General features: G+C 62.0%; 15 protein-coding genes. 9 read left to right on the top strand and 6 right to left on the bottom strand.

All coding sequences use genetic code 11. The features are described from left to right. Positions 1-272: 272 nt before the first annotated feature. Both U1A53_RS10940 and U1A53_RS10945 read right to left on the bottom strand, forming a co-directional pair. Positions 273-3266 (bottom strand): PQQ-binding-like beta-propeller repeat protein, encoded by a 2994-nt coding sequence (locus U1A53_RS10940; protein WP_322280836.1) that lies wholly within the window; start codon positions 3264-3266, stop codon positions 273-275. 177 nt (positions 3267-3443) lie between these two features. Further along, the gene (locus U1A53_RS10945; RefSeq protein WP_322280838.1) at positions 3444-3797 is read right to left on the bottom strand and encodes a DUF2200 domain-containing protein; all 354 of its coding nucleotides are present in this window, start codon (positions 3795-3797) and stop codon (positions 3444-3446) included. Between the two features lie 56 nt (positions 3798-3853). Between U1A53_RS10945 and U1A53_RS10950 the strand changes: the two genes are divergently transcribed. Then, complete coding sequence (locus U1A53_RS10950; protein WP_322280840.1) at positions 3854-4891, top strand: sialidase family protein; 1038 nt, start codon at positions 3854-3856, stop codon at positions 4889-4891. A 150-nt stretch (positions 4892-5041) separates the two neighbouring features. Here the strand turns inward: U1A53_RS10950 and U1A53_RS10955 are convergent, their stop codons facing one another. The 3 genes from U1A53_RS10955 to U1A53_RS10965 form a co-directional block, all read right to left on the bottom strand. Further along, positions 5042-5674: a PEP-CTERM sorting domain-containing protein gene (locus U1A53_RS10955; RefSeq protein ID WP_322280842.1), complete on the bottom strand. Its 633-nt coding sequence runs from the start codon at positions 5672-5674 to the stop codon at positions 5042-5044. A gap of 146 nt (positions 5675-5820) precedes the next feature. After that, positions 5821-6354: a DUF2726 domain-containing protein gene (locus U1A53_RS10960; protein WP_322280843.1), complete on the bottom strand. Its 534-nt coding sequence runs from the start codon at positions 6352-6354 to the stop codon at positions 5821-5823. A 128-nt stretch (positions 6355-6482) separates the two neighbouring features. After that, positions 6483-8009, bottom strand: coding sequence for a zinc ribbon domain-containing protein (locus tag U1A53_RS10965; protein ID WP_322280845.1), 1527 nt, complete (start codon positions 8007-8009; stop codon positions 6483-6485). Positions 8010-8106: 97 nt separating this feature from the next. Between U1A53_RS10965 and U1A53_RS10970 the strand changes: the two genes are divergently transcribed. From U1A53_RS10970 to U1A53_RS11000, 7 genes are all read left to right on the top strand, one after another. Next, a complete protein-coding gene (locus U1A53_RS10970; protein WP_322280846.1) occupies positions 8107-8724 on the top strand; it encodes a DUF6789 family protein in 618 nt (205 codons plus the stop codon). Next, positions 8721-9878 carry a two-component regulator propeller domain-containing protein gene (locus U1A53_RS10975; RefSeq protein WP_322280848.1) on the top strand — a complete coding sequence of 386 codons (1158 nt, stop codon included), beginning with the start codon at positions 8721-8723 and terminating at the stop codon, positions 9876-9878. Before U1A53_RS10970 ends, U1A53_RS10975 begins: the two co-directional genes overlap by 4 nt. A gap of 157 nt (positions 9879-10035) precedes the next feature. After that, positions 10036-11070: a hypothetical protein gene (locus U1A53_RS10980; protein ID WP_322280849.1), complete on the top strand. Its 1035-nt coding sequence runs from the start codon at positions 10036-10038 to the stop codon at positions 11068-11070. Positions 11071-11088: 18 nt separating this feature from the next. Beyond that, positions 11089-15699: a hypothetical protein gene (locus tag U1A53_RS10985; RefSeq protein WP_322280851.1), complete on the top strand. Its 4611-nt coding sequence runs from the start codon at positions 11089-11091 to the stop codon at positions 15697-15699. Positions 15700-15728: 29 nt separating this feature from the next. Continuing rightward, positions 15729-16409: a GYF domain-containing protein gene (locus tag U1A53_RS10990; RefSeq protein WP_322280853.1), complete on the top strand. Its 681-nt coding sequence runs from the start codon at positions 15729-15731 to the stop codon at positions 16407-16409. Between the two features lie 12 nt (positions 16410-16421). Next, complete coding sequence (locus U1A53_RS10995) at positions 16422-17414, top strand: zinc ribbon domain-containing protein (RefSeq protein WP_322280854.1); 993 nt, start codon at positions 16422-16424, stop codon at positions 17412-17414. A gap of 69 nt (positions 17415-17483) precedes the next feature. Then, positions 17484-18773: a hypothetical protein gene (locus U1A53_RS11000; protein ID WP_322280856.1), complete on the top strand. Its 1290-nt coding sequence runs from the start codon at positions 17484-17486 to the stop codon at positions 18771-18773. 35 nt (positions 18774-18808) lie between these two features. Here the strand turns inward: U1A53_RS11000 and U1A53_RS11005 are convergent, their stop codons facing one another. Further along, positions 18809-20878 carry a TonB-dependent receptor gene (locus tag U1A53_RS11005; RefSeq protein WP_322280858.1) on the bottom strand — a complete coding sequence of 690 codons (2070 nt, stop codon included), beginning with the start codon at positions 20876-20878 and terminating at the stop codon, positions 18809-18811. 104 nt (positions 20879-20982) lie between these two features. Here U1A53_RS11005 and U1A53_RS11010 point away from each other — a divergent pair, with 104 nt between their 5' ends. Continuing rightward, entirely contained in the window at positions 20983-21624 is a 642-nt protein-coding gene (locus tag U1A53_RS11010; RefSeq protein ID WP_322280860.1) for a response regulator transcription factor, read from the top strand. Positions 21625-21626 lie beyond the last annotated feature (2 nt).

A 21626-nucleotide genomic window follows, 5' to 3' on the forward strand; every position in this document is an offset into this window, starting at 1 on the left:
CGTGAAATAAGAGCCTGGAACTGTCTTCCTTATTATTTTCCGGCTGGTCAGCCCGCAGTTTTCAACGCGGAATCGGCCAGCAAACGACCCAGTGACGCCGGTGGCTCGCCGCTGAGGGTCACGCGCGGTCGAGATAGGTGACGGCACCGAGCGCCAGCATGAAGCCGACAACACGGTAACGAACGCGGGAGGAGGAGGGCATTGGGCAGTGAACGAGAAAAGGCTCTGAACTCAACACTTTGCCCGCACCTGTTCCTGATTCCTTCCACCGACTACCAATTCCCTTCGAGCGCCATCCATGAGCGGTTCTGGTAGCTGCATGAGCAGCCGGCCGAGGCGTCGGGCAGAAGCACCAGCCCGCCGACGGGCAGCGCGTTGATCCAGCAGCCGGGGCGGATGCCGCCGAAATCCTCCGGGTATCCGCGCGTGAGGTCCAGATAACCCAAGGTGGCCGACCGGTAGAGCAGCATGTGCTTTGAGCCGGCGAGTTGACCGCAACCGTACGAGCGCTTGAACTCGAATGGCCGATCCGCGCCGGTCGCCAGGTCCCACGAACCGCCTTGGGTATAGATCGTGCCGCCATTGATCAGCGGGCGGGTGGTGTAGGTCGCGTCTTTGGCCCACACTCGCTCACCCGTGGCTCCGCGATGCATCGCGATGCGGCCGCCGACTTCCGACGGCAGCTTGAAGCGTGTGGATTGGTAGCTCATGAGCAAGGAGTCTTGATCGGCCTGATAGGCCAGCAGTGTGCCGAAGATGTCGTCGTCGTTCGTCCACGCCGTCTTGCCGGTCTTGATGTCGATTGCCACCAGGAGACCCGGCGCCTGCTTGATCACCGGCGGTTTCGTCTTGGCGTCGGCACGAGGGTCCCATGTGTCACCTGCGGCGAGGGGACGGTCGATCAAATAGGCGCGACCCGAGCCGATGGCGATGGCGTTGTGACGGATCGACTGCTGGGCGTCGTAGCGCCACCGCAGTTTGCCCGTGGCCGGGTCGATCGCGAACAAGGCCGACGATTCGCTGAGCAGCTCGTTCATGTCGGCCGCCTTCCAATTGTGGCGGACTTTCACCTCCGCCCGGGCCAGCGAACCGAACAGCGTCTCGCCATCGCAAGCGATGTAGCCCCACACCCCGGGCGTGCCATCCACCTGAGGCGGGGCTGGGAACACGGCGACTTTTTCGCCAGTGGCAGTGTCGAGCTTGTAGCAGTTCTTCTTGTCATGCACGAACACATGCTTTCCCGCGACGCAGAAATTGCTCCCGGTGATCGCGGTGCCCGAAAGGTGATCCTGATTGTAGGAAGTTAGCACATCCGGCAGCGCGAACGTCCAGAGGGTGCGACCATTGTAGGCATCGACCGCTCGCAGTTCGTGCAGCCCTTCGGCAAACATTCGTCCTTCGTAAAACAGCGGCGCCGGTCCGCGACCGTGGCGCTGCGGCAGTTCGAGATCGACATCGCGGAACCACAGCGCGCGCAGCGGACCTTTCACCACGTCGTCGGTCGAACAGCTCGTGTTGCCCAGGTCCGAATATTGGTGGGTCCAACTTCCGGTGTTGGCGAGGGCTCCGCGCGTCACGACCTTCATCGCCCCGGGCGGGCCGGAGCAAAGCTGGCCCCCATACGGACGCAGTACGGCCGGCGGATTCTCGGCTGTTGCGGCCATCGGCCCTTCCCGCAGTGAGAGCGACGACACCACCAAGTCGGCAAAATACTTCCCGTAGCGTGGCGCCTTTGGATCGCCTTGATGCACGGTGATGCGCACTCCGTACAAACCGGCCTCGCTCACGCGCTTGCGCACTTTGGCGACGTCATCGGCCGAAGCGCTCATCGCATAGATTTGCAGATTCGTTTTTGCGGCCAGGGCCAGCGCCAGACTGCCGTCGCCACAGTCCAGATCCAGGCAGTAGCCATCCTTCACGCCGGTCTGCTCGATGATTTCGTCCGCTGCTTTTTGGAAGAAATCATCGACTACAACGGCCTGCGGCGTTGCCTGGATCACCGCAGGCGATTCATGCTTCCCACTATCAAAGGCGTAGATCGTGCCACGGTCCGTGCTGACAAACAACCGGCCGCCAGCGACCGCCAAACCCAAGGGAGCGCCATCGACTTCGGCAGACCAGACCTTTTGGCGCGATTCCGTATCGATGGCGGTGACCGTGGTGCCACCGCCTGCGAAAATGGTTTTGCCCGCCACGATCACCGCCGAGCTGCCATCGATCTTGTCCGCGCTCCAATCGACTTCGTGAGCGACTTGTTTGACCATTTTGCCTTTGCGATCTGGCGCTTCCTTCTCGACGAGCCGCACGACCTTGACGCCGGTGGCCGTGCCATTCACGAGCCCGCCTGGCATGGCGGCCACCGTGCCCGCGCCGAGCTTGGCCCGGAGATCGCCGGTCTTCACGTCATAGGCGTTGCCGGCGTTGTAGAAGCTCTCACCCATCGCCACCGCGAGAGTGCCACCCACGCGGCCATTTGCCTGGAGTTGGTAATACTTGAACTCGCCCGTGCGGCGCGAAAAACCCGCCGGCACGGCGCGGCCGGTGGGCACGAGCAGTTGCTCCGCCGTGGCCACGAAGTACCCTTGCGGCGAGACGCCGCTCTCCGCGTTGGCACCGCCGTGGGGTTGCGGCATGTAAATTTTGCCCGCCTCGTCGTTGCGCCACACCTCTTTCCCGGTGGCGGCATCGTGGGCACGAATAAAGATGCCACCGGACTGCCACACGCCGCTCGCAAAGTACACGATGTCGTCATACACCACCGGCGCTCCTCGCATCGGCCAGCGCGAGACCATGCGACCATTGCCCAGGATCATCTCGTCGGTCGTCCCGCAGCGCCACCGATCGATCAACCGCCCATCGGCCATCGACAGCGCGTAGAGATACCCATCGTCGCTGGCGGCGAAGACGCGGTCCTTCCACACGGTGGGCGCAAAGCGCACCGGTCCGTCGGTAAAGAACGACCAGCGCTCACGGCCCGTGGCGGTATCGAGTGCCGCCACGCGGCCATCCTCAGAGCTGCCGAAAAAGGCCAGCGACCCCGAAACCGTGACATCAAACGCGCGATCAAACATCATGCGGTCGTCGCGCGGCCACGCGGGGTTCGGGCCGTGCAGCGGTCGGTAGCTCCAAGCTAGCGACAGTTCGCGCGGCAATTGCTCCGAGGTGTAGCCGCTGCGCTGAGCGTCGGCGCGATACGTGGGCCAGTCGGCGGCGGTTGCCGTCGCGACCACGAAGAGGGTGATCGCCAGTGTGGAGAGGTGTTTCATGGCAGATAAAGAGGTGCCAACCACATGTTGACGAGAGAAGTGTGAACGAAAGGAACTCCGTAAATCTCTCCGCCTGTCCGGGAGATCCCTCAGGGAGGTCCCATGATTCGTGGGTGCCGCCGCTGCGATGAACGTCACTCCCGGTCCAACAGCCAGCGGTTCGCTGCGGTACCAAGACTAGACCCGCAAAATCTTGTCCATCGACTTCCCCTTGGCTAGTTCATCAACCAATTTATCCAGGTAACGTATTTCCCGCATCGTCGGCTCTTGAATGTCTTCCACCCGGACGCCGCAAACGACACCTTTGATCAAAGCGCGGGAAGGATTCAGATTGGGAGCTTCCTGGAAGAAGGTTTCAAAATCCGTCTGCTCTTTCAGTTGTCCTTCCAACTCGTTCTGATTGTAGCCTGTCAGCCAGCAAATGATGGCATCCACTTCTGCCTTGGTGCGCCCCTTCTTTTCTGCCTTTGCGACATAGTAGGGATAGACACTCGCGAAGCTGGTTGTGAAAATGCGATGTTTTGTTGTCATGTGGTTTGTGGTCGTAGAATGAAGTACGCCCTGCTCGCGACGTACTTGTCCAACTCATGCACCGCCAACCATCACTCCCCGTGGGTCATTCGCCTGGAAGCTTTTCAGCAGCATGGCTTGTCGCCGCCTTGCTCTGGGTCTGCTCTACTGTGTCCGGCCAAGAGACAGGACTCTCTGCTCCCGTGCGCATTGAAACAGGCGTCAGCGGACACATTCATCCGGCGCTATGCCGCAGCACGAAGGGCACGCTGGTGGCCACGTTCTGCAAGAAGGAATACATGCCGCATCTCATCACCCGTTCGACGGACGGTGGCAGGACGTGGTCGCCGCCCACGCTGTTTCCGCCGACGGACAAGATCGCGATTTACCCGGGTTCGCTGACCACGTTGTCCGACGGCCGGCTGCTGCACTGCTGGAATGTGTGGTTTGCGCCGGAGGAAAAGGTGAAGTCGCGCTACGTCGCCTATTCGCTGAGCAGCGACGACGGCCTGACGTGGAGCGCGCCGGTGAATCTGGCGAAAAATGCCGACCCGAAGATTCACAGCGTCATCCGTCATCCAATCGTCGAGTTGTCGCCGACGGCGTGGCTGCTGCCGCTGGCCGACCGCACGGTGCGCTATGATCCGAAGACCGGAAAGGAGACCGCCTTTGGCGACGGGACGAGCCACGGTCTCGTGCCGTTCGTGCGTACGCCTGTCGGGACGCTCATCAGCGGCAAAGGGCGGCGCTCCACCGATGGCGGCCAGACCTGGCAGGCCATCAAGCCCTTCCCGGATGTCTTCACGCAAGGCTGGCGTCATGAGATGATGGGCCTGAACAACGGCTGGCTGCTCGCCTCGCAAATCGTCGGGCCGGGCATCGGCGGTGACGTGATCAACCTCATCGTCTCGCGCGATGATGGACAGACCTGGGATCTGGAGCATCCCGTGGAGTTCTACAACCCCGGTCGCCCCATCGGCGGACGTGCCTGCCCGCGCACGGTGGAGATCGACAGCGAGACGCTCGGCACGATCTATTATGACACCGATGAAAAGCAGCCCGGTGGTTCCGGGGTGTTTTTCCGGACGATGAGAGGGGAAAGGCTGAGAAACTGAGAAACTGAAAAGCTGAAATGGGAAAGCAGAAAGTAGAGATGGGGAGAAGTTAGGAGTGATGGAGTGATGAGGTGGTAGTGCCTCACCTTTAAGCGACGACTCACCCAACGAGGACGATTCCCAACCACGGCAAACAACCGTCAACCATCGTCAACAACTGCAAACTCCTCTGCGTCTGCGGAACAGGCAGGTGATGCCGCCGAGGAGGAGCAGGAGGGCGCGGGAGGGTTCGGGAACAGCGGCGGTGTAGGCTTCGAGATTGTCCACGCCATGCAAAGCGTCCTGGGTGCTGGTGAGGGTGAAGGAGGTGAGCGAGGTGTCGGAGATGAAGCCGCGGAAGCCGTTCACATTGGAGGTGGGCAGGGTGTAGGTGGTGGCGGGGGAGCCGTCGAAAGCGACGAGAACGGTGGGGCCGACGAGGTTGGTGCCGTCAGGATGCACGTCGAAGCCAAACGCTTGGATGGGTGAGGCAAAGGTGAAGGTGGTGTCGTTGGTGGCATCGAGAAAGAGGCGCAGGTAGCCGCTACCATCGATGGCGTTGACCGGATTGCCGTTGGGGAAGAAGCCGTAGGCTTCGCCGGTGATGACGTAGGAGCCACGGTTGAGGGCGGCTGCGGTGTAGGTGCCGGAATTCATGTTGTCCACGATGTCGCCCACACCGCCGCCAGCGGCAGCTTCCCAAGAGGCGCGGTCGGAATAGAAGACGACGGCGGCTTGGATCGAGGCGGATCCGAGGGTCAGCAGAACCAGCAGGAGGATGGGGAGGAGGGAGCGTGCTTTCATGATCGGAGGAAAGCTCCCGGTCCCAGGAGATGAAGTCAACGCAGGCGGGTTAAGGGTAGGCTTAGGCGAGGCGAGCCATCCACAAGACGCACGCAGGCCGTGTGTGCCCAGTGGCCCGACGGGTGCTTGGAAGCCAGGGCGGCCGATCAGCCAAGAAGTGAATGCACCGCCGCTTTCTTCAGGCGGTTCTTGGGCGCGGGGGATTCCAGTGGCTGGGTCAGAGACCTGGTATCGCCTGCCGGGGCGGGCGGAGGTGTGGCCGCCAAGGCGACACAGCGCTCCTGCCAGGCGGCGGTGAGTTTGTGGGCGAGGGTCTCCATCTGATAGATTTCCTTCGCTTGAACCAGCAGGAGAGGGATCCCAGTGGCGTGGAAAACTTCGTTCACCAGCGTCCGGTCACGCAACTTGCTCGCGAGCTTGTCGGGGTTCTCATCTTCGAACTCGATGGCGAGCATGGGCTGCCAGTCCTCTTTGCGGTAGATGAGGAAGTCGATGTGGCGCTGGCAGATCTTGTGGAAGCCAGAGAGGCTTTCGTAGTGGAGGAGCTCCGCGAGGCGCGGTTTGCATTGGATGTGACAGCGCTGGTAGGAGAGGTTTTCCAAGCAGGCGTGAAACAGAGACTCGGCCGGGGTGAGCAGGGGCTGGGGAGAGAAGGAGGACGCCGACGCAGAGAGCTGCATGACGGACTATTTATGGAAATTATAGAACAATTCAACTGCTGAATGATTTAAAGACGTCCTGAGGCGGGGAAACGGGAGGCCGTTTCACGGATCGCAGGATGAACCGGGCAGGCATGGGAAAGGGGCGCTCAAAACTGCACGCTGCGGGCGAAGTCGGCGAGATCGGAGTCAGGCGAGGTGCCGGGGACGACGGTGAGGCCAATGTAGGGGCCTTTTTGGAAGATCATGGCCTTGCCGCCGGAGTCGGAGAAGGTCAGGGCCTCGAAGCCGGCAGCGCGGGAGCTTTTCATGGCGAGGCCAAAGGTCCAGGACAGCACGCGGTAGGCGATGGATGCCTTGCGCATGGAACCGTAGTTGCCGATGAGCAGGCCTTTTTCCTGACCCTGGGCATTGCGGTACTGCGCCAGGGTGCCGCGCTCGGGAATGAGCATGCGGATCAACTGCAAGATCTGGCCGAGGGCCCGCACCATCTGCGGGTCCATGCCGCTCTGCGCCTGAGTGAGCGAGGAGGTGAGCTCGCTGCCGTTGAAGTTGGCCATGTTCGTCATGTTGTAGCCCGGTGGCGGGTAGGCGGGCAGCGCGCCGAAGGTGTCCACCACCTGCGGGTAATCGATGATGCCGCGGCCGTTGCCGACGCTGCCGGCGAGGCGCTGAGTGGCTTCGAAGCCGGCCGGTTGAGGGGTGTAGAGAATGACGATGTTGCCGGTGTTGGAATTGACGAGGATGTAAACAAGGATCGTGGCCGAACGCACGGACCAGCCCTGGTAGGTTTGCCCCTGTGGACTCTGCAGGCGCGTGCCCTGCAACTGGCCGCCGGAACTCTGCGCCACACCCTGCGCCCACTGACCGGCGACGTTGGGATTGTTCGATTGCAGCACATGCACGTTCACCGGGGTGGAGGAGGGATCGCTGCGGTAGGTGGTGGAGGTCATCGTGGTGGCCGACTGCGGGATGCTGCTGGTGTTGAGGCCGGGCGGCAGGGTGTTTGGCTGCGCGGCGACGGAAGAGCTTGCCCCTGGCTCGAAGGACTGGCTGACGACGCTGGTCGGCTCCATGCGGTTCGTGGCCGCCGGGTCCACCGGGAACTCGGTCAAGGTGCCGGCCATGCGTGGCGGGACGGAGGGCGCATTGCGCGGTGGCGCGGTGTAGGTGCCCATGCCGCCGCCAAAGAACAACAAGCCAACCACAGCGACGATGAGAACCACGAGGCCGAGGCAGCCGATCTTGAAACAGCCGCCGCCGCCCTTTTTGGTGGCCGGTGCCGGTGGTGGGGCCGCGGGCGTGATCTGCGGCTGCGCTGCGGGCGCGACCGGTGTGCCGCACTGCATGCAGAAGTTGTCAGCAGGCGTGGCGGGAGCGCCGCACTTCGGGCAGAGGCGCGGGACTGCGGCCATGTGCACATTGGGCAGCGGTGGCGGAGGGGCGGGGGCCGCGTCCGCCATTGCCTGACCGGCCACGGCAGTTTGTCCGCCACTGCCCATGCCGATCAACCACATCACACCGCCGATGACGATGGCGGCGATGGCCGCTGCGGTGCTGTTTTCGCCAAAGACGTTGAAGATCTTCAACTGCATCCCGGTCACCGAGGGCAGAACCAGTGCGATGACACCGTAGGCGATGAAGACCGCGCCCCATTGTTTGAGTTTCGTGCTCATGACGGCGCGGATTGTGAGCAGGCCGCCAGATCAATGCAAGCACGCATCCTCCAAACGATGCTGGACATGACGCGCTCGGTTTGGCACGCTGGCCGCAATGGAAGAAAATTCCTCTCCCAAGACATGGCTCCTCGCGGTGGGCGTCATCACCGCATCTCTCAGCGGCGTGGCACTGCTGTTGCATGCATTCGCCGGGGTGCATCTCGCCTTCACGGTGATCGTGATGACACCGCTCACGGTGGTGCTGCTGGCCGCGATGATAGCAGGCAGACGCATCCAGGGACGCGAGGTGTTTCTCCAGCGCGTGTGGGGCGGGGCCTTCGCGGGGCTGATGGGCCTCATCGCCTACGATGTGATTCGCTGGCTGATCATGCTCAGCGGCATGGTGCCGTTCAATCCCTTCCGCGCCATCGAGGTCTTCGGCCTGCTCATCCTGAAATCCGATGTGGACACGCCGCTCACCAAGACCGTGGGCTGGCTGTTTCACACCTGGAACGGCCTGACGTTCGCGATCATGTTCACGCTGGCGTTTGGCCGTGGCAAAATCTGGCAGGCGGTGGTGTGGAGCCTGGTGCTGGAGGCGGCGATGATCGTCACTTATCCTTCCATGCTGCGGGTGAAACTGGACTGGCCCTTCCTCAGCATCAGCATCATCGGCCACATCGCCTACGGGCTTGCGCTGGGATACACGGCACGGGGCGCGGTGAAACGATGACGACCGCCGCATTCATCCTTGCCGACCTCGGACTGGAGCGCAGCGTGTACGCGGAGCGCGGGCTGATCGCGCTGGCCATCATCGCATGCGCGCTCGGCAGCATCAGTACCCTGCGCTGGTGGTTGCAACCTCCGGCAGGTGATCGCACCGCCGGGGAGCATGAACGCGGCTGGCCGTTCATGCGGCGGACGCTCATCGGTGTGGGCCAGACAGCGGCGGGTGTGCTCGCCGTGCTGTTGTTTGCAAGGCTGACGCTTCCCGCCCCGCAAAGGCCCGAAGGCTGGTTGCTGATCTCGCCGCCGAATGAAATCAGCACGCTCGCGTTGCAGGGCGACACACTCTGGGCGGGTGGACGCGAAGGATTGTTCGCCATCGATCGCAAGAGCGCTGCGCTCATCGACACCCCGCTGCGCTCGCGCGATCTGCGCGCCGTGCGTGCGCTGATTGTGGAAGGTGAGACGTTGTGGATCGGCTGCAAGGCGGGTGTGTTTCGTTGGAACGGGCAGCAGCTCGACAAGCTGCTGCCGCCCTCGCAAGCGGACACCGGCCCCATCACCGCGCTGCGACGCACACGCGATGGCGCGATGTGGATCGGTGCGACGCTGGGCGCGTGGCGTTTGACCGCAGATCAATGGCAATGGTTTGGCGAGAAGGAAGGGCTGCGCCTGCCGATGGTGGACACGATCTATGAAGACAAGAACGGAGCGCTGTGGTTCGCCTCGAAGGAACCGGAGGCACCGGGGCTGTGGCGGCGCGAGGGTGAGAAGTGGACGCTGTTCGATGCCTCTTCCGGCCTGGCGCATCCGGCCGTCAATGACATCCGCGAGGATCATCAGGGCACTTTGTGGATCGCCTGTGGTTTCGGCGCGGGTGGCGCGGCGTATCGATTCGAGAACGGCAGGCTCTCTGCTCCCTTTGAAATTCGGGGACTGAGCCGGTCCAAGATCCGGTCGCTTTTTCAAGACACGGAGCAACGTCTGTGGTTCTGCTCCGAGTTCGAAGGCGTCGCCATTCTGGACGGCACAAACTGGCGTCGGCTCACGCTGAACGAAGGGCTCCCTGGCAACGAGATCAAGGTGATGCTCGAAGATGGCGATGGCACGCTCTGGCTAGGCAATGAACACGGGCTGGGGCGCATCATCGACTTCAAATAAAACTGCAAAACAGGCTTGCTACCGCGCGGGGGATTCTTTTTACTCCTGCTTCATGGGCCGCTGTACGAAATGTGGACGGGAATTGCCGCCACAGGGCAAGTTTTGCCCTGGATGTGGCGCAACCATTGGAGATGCGCCGACACAAGCAGCAGCCAGCGTGGCACCGGCAGGCGCGGAGAAAAAGATCTTCGGTTTTTCCCGCTGGGATGCCGCCGCCATCGTTGGCGCCGCTCTCAGCGCGTTCGGCTGGCATTTCTGGACGACGCTGGATCCGAATGCGGGCAGGGATGGCTTCACGCAGCTCTACATCCTGGGTTTCACCGCCGCAGTGATTTTTCTGCGCAAGCCGATCGACGCCCTGCTGGCGCCGGTTTACGCGTTGACGAAACACATCCCGCGCCTGGTGTTGATCGGCATCGCGCTCGCACTGCCGTATTTTTTAGCCCACTACTTTTACAAACAGGGCCACAGCAACTATCCCCTGATGCATAAAAGCATCGCCTGGGGCACCATCCTTCCCTACATCCTGCTGCGCATCCCAGGGGGGGGCGCGGGCGGTATGCGCAACCTCACCGCCGCCACCCCCGGCTGGGTGTTGCTGGGGCTCATCGCCGCCATGTGGCTCGGTGATTCGGCGGTTCTTTTCGCCCACGACTTCGCCGACGATTTCACGCGCATCGAGGACGGCTTGCGCACGCCTGGCTGGGCTGAGACCATCGCCGGCACGACGGCGACAGCGATCAATGTGCTGGTGAACGGCTCGCTCGTGTTTCAGCAGCCGGGCAAGCCCGGACCGGACGGCGAGGAGCCCACCCAATACACCATGGACATCCGCACCGAAGACCAGCGCACCTCCCTCGGCGCCGATGGTGAGGATCGCCTGTGGATGTACGCGAAGGTCATGTGCAGCAAGGCCAGTGTGAACGCGCAGGGCCTGACCAACGCGATCAGTTTCACCTTCGGCGGCAGCAAATATGCCGGCTGGATGTCCATCAACTCCACCCAAGCCCACAGCGGTTACAAAGCAGTGCTGCTCGCCTGTACGCCCCCGAGTCCCGACGTGGACATCGAGGAGGGCGCGAAGGTCATTGTCACCGTCGCCGGAGCCACCGCCGACGGCCAGCCGATGCATGGCGATGTCACCCTTGACCTCGATCCGCCGCTGAAGGTGGACATCGAAGTCCTCGCCTAACCTCTCCACTCACTCCCCATGGCACGTCAGCGCAAACAGCTGCAACAGCCGCCGAAGCAAATCGAAATCAATTTCGATGCGGACTTCGAGGACTATGTGGACGACCCGTCGATGAAGGATTGCCGGCACCTTCAACTCAAGACGGACGGTGTGAAATACTCCGGCACCATCGAGGTGCTGCCGCCTGCACCGCCACCCGGCAGCAGCGGGCCTGCGCCCGGTCCGTCTGTGTGTCCGATGAAGATTCGGACGGGATCGGAAGACTGGAGCAAGAAAGACCAGGGCATCGTCGAACTCCGCGTGGAACTCGATGTGGAGAAGATCTGCGCGGAGCCCGCATGGGGATCGGTCGAGAAAGCCGCCGCGCCACCGAAGAAGCTGCCGTTTCGCTTTCACATCGGCATTCAGCAGGAAGGGAAAGCGAATCTGCCGCCGTACGTTTATCGCGATGCCGAACTGACCGTGAACTTCAACGCCATCCACTGGGAGTGGCAGGCTCTGGTCAAGGATGACAAGGGCAAGGAATGCACCGACGGCGAGTCGGTGATGGACAAGCCCATCGAACTGCCGCTGGACGGCACCGGTCTGCATGGCTTCATGCTCAGCCTGGACCTGGACAAGCGTCTGCCCGACGGCACCTACAGCCCCAGCGAAGCGGACTTCACTCAATACTTGTCCCCGGATCACAAACTCGACGACAAAGTGATCAAAGGTGTCCCCCAGCCTTGGGATGATCCCGACCGCAGGCGCATCGACACCAAGTGGTGGATGGAGCCGCTGCCCGAGGATCACCCGTTGCTCCAGCAGGAGAAAATCGAAACCACGCTGCGGGTGCATGCCTACCCGGCGCACTCGATCAAGCAGCACCGCCACGAGCTGGGACCGCTTTTGAATCCGCCAGCCAAGGCACCACTCGCACTGCGCGAGATCCCGCTCATCCTGACCAAGTCACACTGGCTGGTGCGCGTGAAGGAGCCCGACCTCGATCTGGTGCCCTTCCACTTCGCGCACGAACCGCAGTTGAAGGAAGGCATGCCCGTGGTGCTGGAGATTTACTGCCTCGACAGCTCTGGTAACAAACGCTTCATGCCGCCCGGCTTGAAGGTCGAGTGGGAGCAGCGCTACAGCGGTGCTGAGCACCGGCCAGGCAAGGTGATCTATAAGGACAAAGAGAGCGATGCCGACGGCGTGTTCATCGTGGAGGAAAAAGGCGAGGTTCACCTCCACTACCTGCCGCGCGACGAGAATTTGTTCTTCCAGTCCAAGCCAGGCCTCTACTACGGCGATTTCGATCTCTACCAGCAGAACGCCGACGGCAAGCGCGGCAGAAAGATCCGCAGTGATGCGCATCCCAACGACGAGCCTGCGGATTCATTCAACTTTGACTGGGCGCCCTTCATCGAAGCCGAGGGCTTCAAGCTGCCTTTCCACTACTCTTACGAAGATAGTGCCTGGGAGGGGGGGCGTGGCAATCCGGCCAATCGTCCGAAGATCCCGACCGAACAGGAGGTCAAAGGGATCAAGATCGAGATCGAAGACTGGCATGAATACCGGCTGCTGTTCCGCAACGGTGGCAAGTTCGTGTTCGAGCCTTCGTTCCCGCACCCGGTTCCTGGCGGCGATCAGGTCAATCCAGCGACCGGGCACGGCAGTCCGAAGACTTTTCGACTGCGTCATTGCAAATGGTTCTTCCGCAAGAGCGCCGAACTGCCCAAAGACGGCCAGCGCACTGCCGAAGTGATCCCCATGGAAGGCGCGCCTGCCGGAGATGCCTCCAGCGCGCCCGCCGGTGGCAGCGGTGCCATCGACACATCGCCCGCACGTTATCCCATCGACTTCAAACCTGGAATCCGGCACTCGGGTGAACCGAAGGAGCTGGTGAACAAGCCGGAGATGCCGATCCATCCCAACATCGCCTTCGCGCTCATCGACATCGACAACAAGAGCAAGGACACCAACACCGCCCTGGCCGTGCTCAACGCCGACAACGATAGCGCGGGGTCGCTGCCCGCCGTGGTGCAGAAGTACTTCAACGAAGCCTGTGCTTATTTTGGCGACAGCACGCAGGAAGAACTCATCACCAACGCGGATTCCATCATCAGCACGTTGGAGGCCATCGCCGATTATCTGATCGCCACCGCCAAGACCTGCCCGGACATGGTGCGCGCGTTTGAACTGCACAAGCTGACCTTCGACCGCTTCAAGGACAATCTCATCAATGCGTTCTTCGATGTCATCGGCCTGCGCAAGCTTATGGTGCCGATTCAGAAGATGTTTGGCATCGCCTTCTCCGCGCGCAAAGCCGCGCTCGATGCCATCGGTCCCAATGCGCTCACCCGGCCGTTGATCGATCCGAGCAGCGTCAGCAGGTTCGCCAGCGAGACCATGGAGAGAGCCACCAAGAAAGGCGGCGAGTTCCTTCAATGGAGCTACACCCAGCTCGCGCGCGGCAGCATTTGGATGGGCGTACGGCGGCCCATGGGTCGCGCTGGCAATGTGCTGACCCGGGCCGTCGAAGAAGCGTCTCAGCGGCTTGCCAGCCTGACCGCAAAAGCCAATGAGGCGCGTCGTTTGTATGGAGAGGCGCGCAACGCGCTGAACGCTCTCACGGATTCCATCCGAAGTGTCACCAAAGAGGTGCGGGAGCTCCGCGAGAAGTTGATCAAACTCCAGGAGAGGGCCGCTGAACTCCACGTGCCTAACATCGACGACATCAACCGCCAGATCGACGACGTTTCCACCCAGCTCGGCGCCAGGATGATGACTCTTGCCGGGCACTTGGATGAAGCGCCCAAGCTCAATGGCAAGATGATCGAGTCTCTCGGCGAGTTCGTGGACAGCGAATGTGCCAAACGCGCCGAGGAGTTCGGTCATCGCGTCATCACCGATGCCAACTCCACCCTCTCCTCGCAGATGCGGGTGGTGGACCGTGCGATCGACGGACGCCAGCTTGACGATGCGGCCCTGCATCAGCTCGAGCGCGACTGCCGCGACATCGACTCTCTTGGACTCGGGGCCAATCAAGTGCGCGAGCGCCTCAACCAAGTGGCCGACAACATGCAGCACAACCTGCGCGGTCCCACCCAGAATCAGATCGATCAACTCAATCGTTCCATGAGCGCCGCCATTGACGGTGCCACTGGTGCCGTTGCCGATCTTGGCGCGCTGGGCGCCATCAACACCCCGCGCATGCAGCGGGCGTTCAATCTCGGCGAGCGCGTCCGCCAGTCCGCCCCCCAGGCCACCAGCGCCGTCGAGTCCAATCTCGCCTGGGTCCAAGGCCGCTTCGACACGCAGACTCAGTCGAACCTCCGCCGCTCGATGAACTTGCTGGATGGCACCATCGCCTCAGTCTTCGAGATCTACAAAGACGGCTGCAAAAGCGGTGCCATCAGCCATCACGAGGCGCTTTCCGGCTTCTTCCAGGCGGGTCAGGATCCGGCCAATGTGCAGCCCGCCACCAATGGCGTCGGCTGGATCGATGCCATCGCGCCCGCCTGCCAGAAAATCACCAGCGCGCTTGGCACCATTGTCCAAACACTGGTGAACTTGCCCTCGGAGGTGGAGCAGTACCTGCAAAAGAAGTCGCTCGATGCCGGCAACTGGAACTTCCTCGCCTGGTTCGTCTTCAGCGTCATCAAAGGCTGTGTGGACGTCGCCCTCTTCGTGTCACGCAAGATCATCGGCACCATCGTCGGTTGGATTGTCAGCCTGATACAGTTCACCTGCATGGTCGTGTATTACCTGCTGGGAAAATATGCCGACGTCATCATCTATTTCTTCACCCAGCCCGAATATGTGCCGAACTGGACGCAGAGCAGCCGCTTGAAGGAAAAAGCGCGTGATGCCGGCGATGCCGTGCTCACCAACCTGAACCTGCGTGAACAGAACCTCTTCGAGTTCAAGTTCGACCAGGAACTCTACATCGTGCAGCAGCTTCGCGAGAAAGCCGCCACCGCCGGCAACGGCGCACTGAGCGCATGGTCCGCCGCCGAGGCCGATTTAAAACGTTATGCCCAGGCCGGCTATGATCACTACTACCCCGGATTGAAGAAGGCAGGCTACCGCATCTACGTCGGTCTGTGCGCCCACGCCATGGACCTGAAGCATCTCAAGCGCTCCACCGCGACGCCCGAGGATATTCAGTTCATCCATCGCGGCCAGGCCGCTGCGGTCGGTTTGCGGCAGGACATTGACCGCTATTGGGATGCTTACGGCGATGTGGACGCTGACAAGCAGCAGTTTGGCACCTCGCTCATGTCTGCTTACTACAAGGCCGACTTCCGCAGCGGCATCAGCCTGCGCAACGTCAACTGGAAGCTCGTGGACACGGTGATCGACTGGATGGGCTGGTCCTTTGCGTGGCTCTGCCGCGGCATCGTCCTGCTCGCCGCGCTCACTTGTGGACTGCCGCTGCCGCTCGCCGCGTCCATCTTGGAAACCACCGACTTGGGCGACTGCCTCGCCGGCTTCCTCAAGGTGCTCGTCACTGTGTTGGGCACCTATCCCAAGGTGCTCGTCTTCCCGCTCGACCTCGCGCGTGCCCAGGCCCTGACTTATGACATGGCCTTCGGGCCTGAAGGTTCGCGTTTCACCGCCAGCTCTTCCATGGACATTGTGGAGCAATGATCGTCCGTCAGCTTTAGCCTCCCCTCATCATGATCCCCACCAGCCCGGCTTCACTCGACTCGGTGCCGCCACAGTTCCTCAGCGAACTGGAGGATCTCGCCCATCGTGCCGAAGTCCCCAGCTTCACCGCGACGCCTGATGCAGCGGCCCCGCCCCCAGACGTGTGGGAAAGCGCGCGCAGTGAAGCAACCGTCTTTGAAACGACCCTCCAGACGACCAAGGAGAAAGCTCTCGACTACTTCGACGTCGATGCGGAGGCCCGCCCCAAGGGCGGCATGGACTGGCAGGGAATGCGCGATCACCTGCTTGAAGAGGCGGGTGATGCGGCCGCCGCACAGGTTGCTGCCGTCGTCAAACGTCACGTCGCTCCGCCACCGCTGCCGAAGAAGTCCCTGCTATGGCACTATGCTCTGGACGATGAATCGCATGGCCCGGTGAGCGAGGAAGAGCTGCTCAACCTGCTGACGGAGGGTGAGGTGAAGCTCTCCACGCTCGTTTGGAACAAAACCATGAGCGAGTGGATCCGGCTGGCTGACACACCGCTCTCGGAGAATGCCGCGCCCGCCCCGCCGCCCTTGCCACCGACGAAGAAGAGCTCGAAGACCAAGTCCAAGGGCAAGGCTGCATCCACGACATGCCCCTCCTGCGGTCGTGTGACCAGTCCAGAGGACAGCTTCTGCCCTGACTGCGGCACACCTTTGAAAACTTAACCCCTCTCCGCCATGTTCTGCCCCAAATGTGGACGCCAATATGCCGACGAGGCAAAATTCTGCCCCGGTTGTGGTGCGTCGAATCGCAGAGCCGCCGCGCCGCCGCCCTTGCCTGGGGCAATGCCTGCGCAAGAGCCGGTGTCCAAAATCGTACGTGATGAGCCGCAACACGCCCGACAGGCTCAGGCAACTCCGCCACCATTGGCTCCGCAGCAGGAGGAGGAACTGGTGCTTCCGCCTCCCGCGTCGGGCATGACGATCAGCTTCCGCGCCAACCCGCATGGCCGTATGGAACGCATGTCTGACCGGCCACAGGACGGTCCGGCTCCTGCGACGACGAGCACAGGCACCGCCGGGGGTGTCAACGCTGCAGCGATGCTTGCAGCCGCCTCGGTGGATTGTGCGTTGCCGCCGCAGACCTCCATGTGGGCGTTCCGCGTGCAAACCAGCGCGCTTGCGGACAAGATTGCCGGCAGCTTTTCTGCGCAGGCTGGCGGCCAGATGAATCCGTTCATTGAGGGAGCGGGCAGGCTCGTGCGCGGCGCTCTCATGCACAAGGATGTTTACCGCGCCGCCGCGTCGCGTGGATCGCTGATGACCGAGGCGATTTGCACGGCCGCTCTGTTGATCGTGATCTCCACGATCGGCCTGCGCATCGGCAGCCTGTTTGGTTACGGCTCCAGTTTTACGATCAAGCTGATGGTCATCCGCGTGTTGAGCTGGGTGGGTTCGGTGTTTGCCGTGCATTGGGTGGCGAAGACGCAGCAAAAAGTGGATCTGCCGCCCGCCGCATGGTTCCGCGCGATGGTGTATGCACAGGCGGGCTTGGTACTCACGCTGGTTCCCGCACTCGGAATTCTTGTCACCCTTTGGGTCGCGGTATGCACGGTGGCAGCGTTGCAGGACGTGTCCGGCAAAGACACGACGGCGGGCATCATCCTGCTGGTGGTCGCAGGTGTCGCCAGCACGGTCATCGCTTCTGTGATCGGCTCCGTGCTGATCTGATACCGGAGCTCGCACCCAACTCAAAAACTGTTCTGTTGAACAGCCCGTGGTTTGCGGCATGAATCAGGCATGCCGCCGCCTGCTTCTACCGCCAAATCCTCCGCGCCCCTCGTGGACTGGCTGTTCCTCGATCTGAACAGCTTTTTCGCCAGCGTGGAGCAGCAGTTGCACCCGGAACTGCGGGGCAAACCGGTGGCGGTGGTGCCGGTGATGACGGATTCGACGTGCGCCATCGCGGCGAGCCATGAGGCGAAGAAGTTTGGCATCAAGACGGGCACGAACATCGGCGAGGCAAGGCGCCTCTGTCCGGAACTCGAACTGGTCGAAGCCAGCCATGATGTGTATGTCGATTTCCACCACAAGATCATTGAAGAAGTAGAGCGGCACTTTCCGGTGCATGTGATCTGCTCCATCGACGAAATGGCCTGCAAGCTGGACACGCCGCGTCGACCGCTGCCTGCGGCGGTGGATCTGGCGAAACGCATCAAGCGTGGCCTGCGCGAGCGTGTGGGCGAATGCATCACCTGCTCCATCGGTCTGGCGCCGAATCGCTTTTTAGCGAAGGTGGCCTCGGACATGCAGAAACCGGATGGTCTGGTGGTGCTATTGCCGGAAGAACTGCCGGGAAGGCTGCTGGAGCTGGAATTGCGCGATCTGTGCGGCATTGGCCGCCGCATGGAACCAAGGCTGCATGCCTGCGGCATCCGCACGATGGCAGACTTGTGGCAGGCGGAGCGTGAGACGTTGCACCGTGCCTGGGGTGGTGTGTGCGGAGATCGCTTCTGGCATGCGCTGCATGGCGGTGCCTCGGAGGATGATCCGCCGGCGCAGCATCGCACGCTGGGACACAGCCATGTGCTGGCCCCGGAACTGCGCACACCGCCAGAGGCGGGCATTGTGGCGCGGCGTCTTTTGCTCAAGGCGGCCAGCCGCATGCGCCGCATGCACTACCGTGCCACGCATCTGCACCTGAGCGTGCGGACGGAGGAGGGGCCGCGCTGCGAGGCGCAGACGAAGTTTGATCCCGTGTGCGACAGCATCGTGCTGGCCCGTGTTTTGGCCGAACTGTGGCAGACCGTGATGAAACAGGCCCGCTGGCAGCGCGTGAAGAAAGTTTCCGTGACCCTGATGGGGCTGGAAGCGGAATCCCAGCCGCAGCAGCTCGAATTGTTTGCTGCCTATGGCCAAAATGCCTCCCAAGATCAACGCGAGCACCTCAGCCGCCTGCTGGACAAGATCAATCAGAAGTACGGACGCGATTCGGTGGTCATCGGCTTCACGCCGGACACGGTGCGCACGTTTTCGGGCACGAAAATCGCCTTCACGCGCATTCCAGACCGCGAGGAATTCAAGGAGTAGGCGGGACCAGGATGGTCCCGCTCCTTTCCCATCCGTTAAAACCGCCACGTCACCGACACGCGGAACATGCGTGGCTCGATGGGGTGGATGTGGCGGTCTGTCACCGGAGCCAATTCGCCAGGAAGCTGGCTTTCGTAAAGGTATTCGATGTCATTGTCGGCACGGTTGATCAGATTGAGGCAGTCCACCGCGACTTCCCAGTTCTTGCGGCGGTAGCCGACGCGGGCGTTCACTTGAAAAGATTCGCGCGCCTGCACATCGCTCGTTTCATGCAGCGGGCGTGGGCCGAAGTAGCGGCCGCGCAGCGAGCCGAAGAAGCCTTCGGGTCCGCCAAGCGTGATGCCCGCATTGACGGTGTAGGGGATGGAGCCGGGAATCTCCTCGCTGGAAGGATTGGCGGTGCGCAGATGCGCGTCCGTCCAGGTGGCCTCGAGATCCACCGTAGCCCAGTCGGTGGGCCGCCAGTAGCTGGCCAGTTCCACACCGTAGCGTTGGGATGCCGGTCCGGGTTCGGTGTTTCCAGCATCGCCGACATAGAGCAGCTCTGAATCGCTGCGCATCAGCCAGAACGAGAGCGTGTTCACCATCTTCGGAATGGATTCATTACGAATGCCAAATTCAGCGCCGTAAGTGCGCACCATCGGATCCACGCGATCGGCCGGGCCGCCCGTGGAGGGATCGGTGACGATGTTCACCCCGCGTGCATCGTTGCTGTGAAAGCCGAGTCCGCCGTTGACATAGAACTCCGTGTCCGCCCACGGCCCGAACACGACGCTGAGCTTCGGGCTGACCATGCCTTTGGAAAGCGTGCCGGTGTTTTCCGGCAGCGTGCTGTGCTGCACATCGAAGTGGATCAAATCCGCGCGCACGCCTGGAATGATGCGCAGCCAGCCGGTGGGTTTGAACTCCAGCTCGGAGTACAAACCGTAGGTCGCCTGGAAGATGTCATCCTTGCGCACCACGTTGAAGCGGTCGCGATTCATGGTGTTGTACAGACCGAGTCCGTTCATCCATTCGCCACGCAACTGCACGCCGAGCGTGAAACGCTGCTCATGGCCCAGCGCGTCAAAGCGCCAGTCGCGGGCCAGTTCACCGCCGATGAACCAGCGCTGGTCCTGTTGCTCGAACTGGTCGCCAACAGGGGCGGCGTTGTCCATGAAGTAGGTGAAGTTCGAGAACAGGTCGAGATCATAGTAGCCCACGTACGCGTTTGCCCGCGTGGTGGTGCGGCCTTCTTCACGCGTCCAGTCGAACGCCAGGCTGTAGCGCCGCGAGTTGCCGCCGTTCGTTGGGTCGATGAAGCCGAAGCGGTCGATCATGCCGGCGTCAATCGCACGCTGCGGAATCTGGTCGGTGGAGGTCCAGTCGCCTTGGTAGCCCATGGCGGTGATGTTGATCCTGTCCGTGCCGTCCTCCCAGTGCCAGCGTAGCAAGCCGTTCCAGCGCGTGGCGTCCGAATTCAGCGCCCACGGGCCGTTGTAGAACTGGTGCTCCAGCGCCACCGTGAGTTTTCCAGTACCGGCCTGGATCGTGTCCGCGATCAGCGTGCGTGAGAACTCATACTCGCCCCAAGTGGATGTCAGGATGCCCTGCGGCAGCTCATCCAGCAGCTTGAAGCGCGCGGCGCCGGTGGAACTGAGATCGCCATGCTGGGCAAAGTAATTGCCCTTCCAGTATTCCAGCTCGCCCACCAGTTCCGGGATGATGAAATTCACATCCGCATAGCCCTGGCCGTGCGCGTGGTTGCGGAAGTTCACCGGCATGCCATCGACATACATCAGGAAGTCGGTGCCGTGGTCGAGGTTCGTGCCGCGCAGGAAATACTGGTTCGCCTTGCCATCTCCGCTGTGCTGCGTGGCGATGAAGCCGGGAATGCTCTCCAGCAGCTCCCCGCGGCGCGAAAACGGCCTTTCGAGCAGCTCCTTGGCACTCGTCTGGCCTTTCGAGGCCGAGGTGGCGACGCCGATCAAACTCTCGGCCTTGCCTTCGATGATGATTTCCTTCAGCTCGGTGGGCTGGCCTGGTGGTTCTGGTGTTTGCGCCTGAAGACAGAACGGCAGCACAAGGATGCCGAGGGAGATGGGGAAGGGATGGCGGAACGGCATGCGAAGGACGGTGGTCGCCTTTTTGGACGACCTTTTTGAGCTGAACCCATGAAATGACGGCAGATTTTGATCTTTGACCTGCCCGCGGCTAGTTTCGCCATCTCATGGCAACCAAACAGACGCGCATTCTTCTGGCCGATGATCACGCCGTCGTACGCAACGGCTTCCGCATGATCCTGGCCGCGCAGTGGGACATGGAGGTCGTGGGCGAGGCCTCCAATGGCCGGGAGGCTGTCGAGATGGCCTCAAAGCTCACGCCCGATGTCGTGGTGATGGATGTGACGATGCCGGAGCTCAATGGCATCGAGGCCGCGCGGCAGATTTCCAAGGCGCTGCCGAAAACCCGCATCCTGGCGCTGTCGATGCAGAAGGACTCCGTCTATGTGCGCGAGATGCTGCGGGCCGGTGCCAAGGGCTATCTGCTCAAAGACTGCGATGAAAAAGATCTGCTGGATGCCGTGCGTGCCGTGGCGGTCGGGAAAGGCTGGCTCAGCCCCGAAGTGAGCGATGCCGTGCTCGACGACTACCGCAAACACGTCACGAACCCGATCGATCTGCTCTCTCCACGCGAGCGCGAGGTGCTGCAAATGATCGCGGAGAGCAAGACGAACAAGGAGATCGCCACCGCGCTGAGTCTGAGCGTTTACACCGTCGAGGCGCATCGAGGCCGCATCATGGAGAAGCTGAATCTGCACTCGATCGGTGAACTGGTGCGCTTCGCGGTCCGCAATGGCCTGATTGACTGACT

The organism is Prosthecobacter sp. (genome assembly GCF_034366625.1).
Taxonomy (GTDB): Bacteria; Verrucomicrobiota; Verrucomicrobiia; order Verrucomicrobiales; family Verrucomicrobiaceae; genus Prosthecobacter.

Excerpts from the sequence above, each read along its gene's own strand:
- U1A53_RS10970 (WP_322280846.1), top strand. The coding sequence starts at position 8,107 with ATGGAAGAAAATTCCTCTCCCAAGACATGGCTCCTCGCGGTGGGCGTC.
- U1A53_RS10990 (WP_322280853.1), top strand. The coding sequence starts at position 15,729 with ATGATCCCCACCAGCCCGGCTTCACTCGACTCGGTGCCGCCACAGTTC.
- U1A53_RS11000 (WP_322280856.1), top strand. The coding sequence starts at position 17,484 with ATGCCGCCGCCTGCTTCTACCGCCAAATCCTCCGCGCCCCTCGTGGAC.
- U1A53_RS10995 (WP_322280854.1), top strand. The coding sequence starts at position 16,422 with ATGTTCTGCCCCAAATGTGGACGCCAATATGCCGACGAGGCAAAATTC.
- U1A53_RS10965 (WP_322280845.1), bottom strand. The coding sequence starts at position 8,009 with ATGAGCACGAAACTCAAACAATGGGGCGCGGTCTTCATCGCCTACGGT.
- U1A53_RS10960 (WP_322280843.1), bottom strand. The coding sequence starts at position 6,354 with ATGCAGCTCTCTGCGTCGGCGTCCTCCTTCTCTCCCCAGCCCCTGCTC.
- U1A53_RS10950 (WP_322280840.1), top strand. The coding sequence starts at position 3,854 with ATGCACCGCCAACCATCACTCCCCGTGGGTCATTCGCCTGGAAGCTTT.
- U1A53_RS10940 (WP_322280836.1), bottom strand. The coding sequence starts at position 3,266 with ATGAAACACCTCTCCACACTGGCGATCACCCTCTTCGTGGTCGCGACG.
- U1A53_RS11010 (WP_322280860.1), top strand. The coding sequence starts at position 20,983 with ATGGCAACCAAACAGACGCGCATTCTTCTGGCCGATGATCACGCCGTC.
- U1A53_RS10945 (WP_322280838.1), bottom strand. The coding sequence starts at position 3,797 with ATGACAACAAAACATCGCATTTTCACAACCAGCTTCGCGAGTGTCTAT.
- U1A53_RS11005 (WP_322280858.1), bottom strand. The coding sequence starts at position 20,878 with ATGCCGTTCCGCCATCCCTTCCCCATCTCCCTCGGCATCCTTGTGCTG.
- U1A53_RS10955 (WP_322280842.1), bottom strand. The coding sequence starts at position 5,674 with ATGAAAGCACGCTCCCTCCTCCCCATCCTCCTGCTGGTTCTGCTGACC.
- U1A53_RS10975 (WP_322280848.1), top strand. The coding sequence starts at position 8,721 with ATGACGACCGCCGCATTCATCCTTGCCGACCTCGGACTGGAGCGCAGC.
- U1A53_RS10985 (WP_322280851.1), top strand. The coding sequence starts at position 11,089 with ATGGCACGTCAGCGCAAACAGCTGCAACAGCCGCCGAAGCAAATCGAA.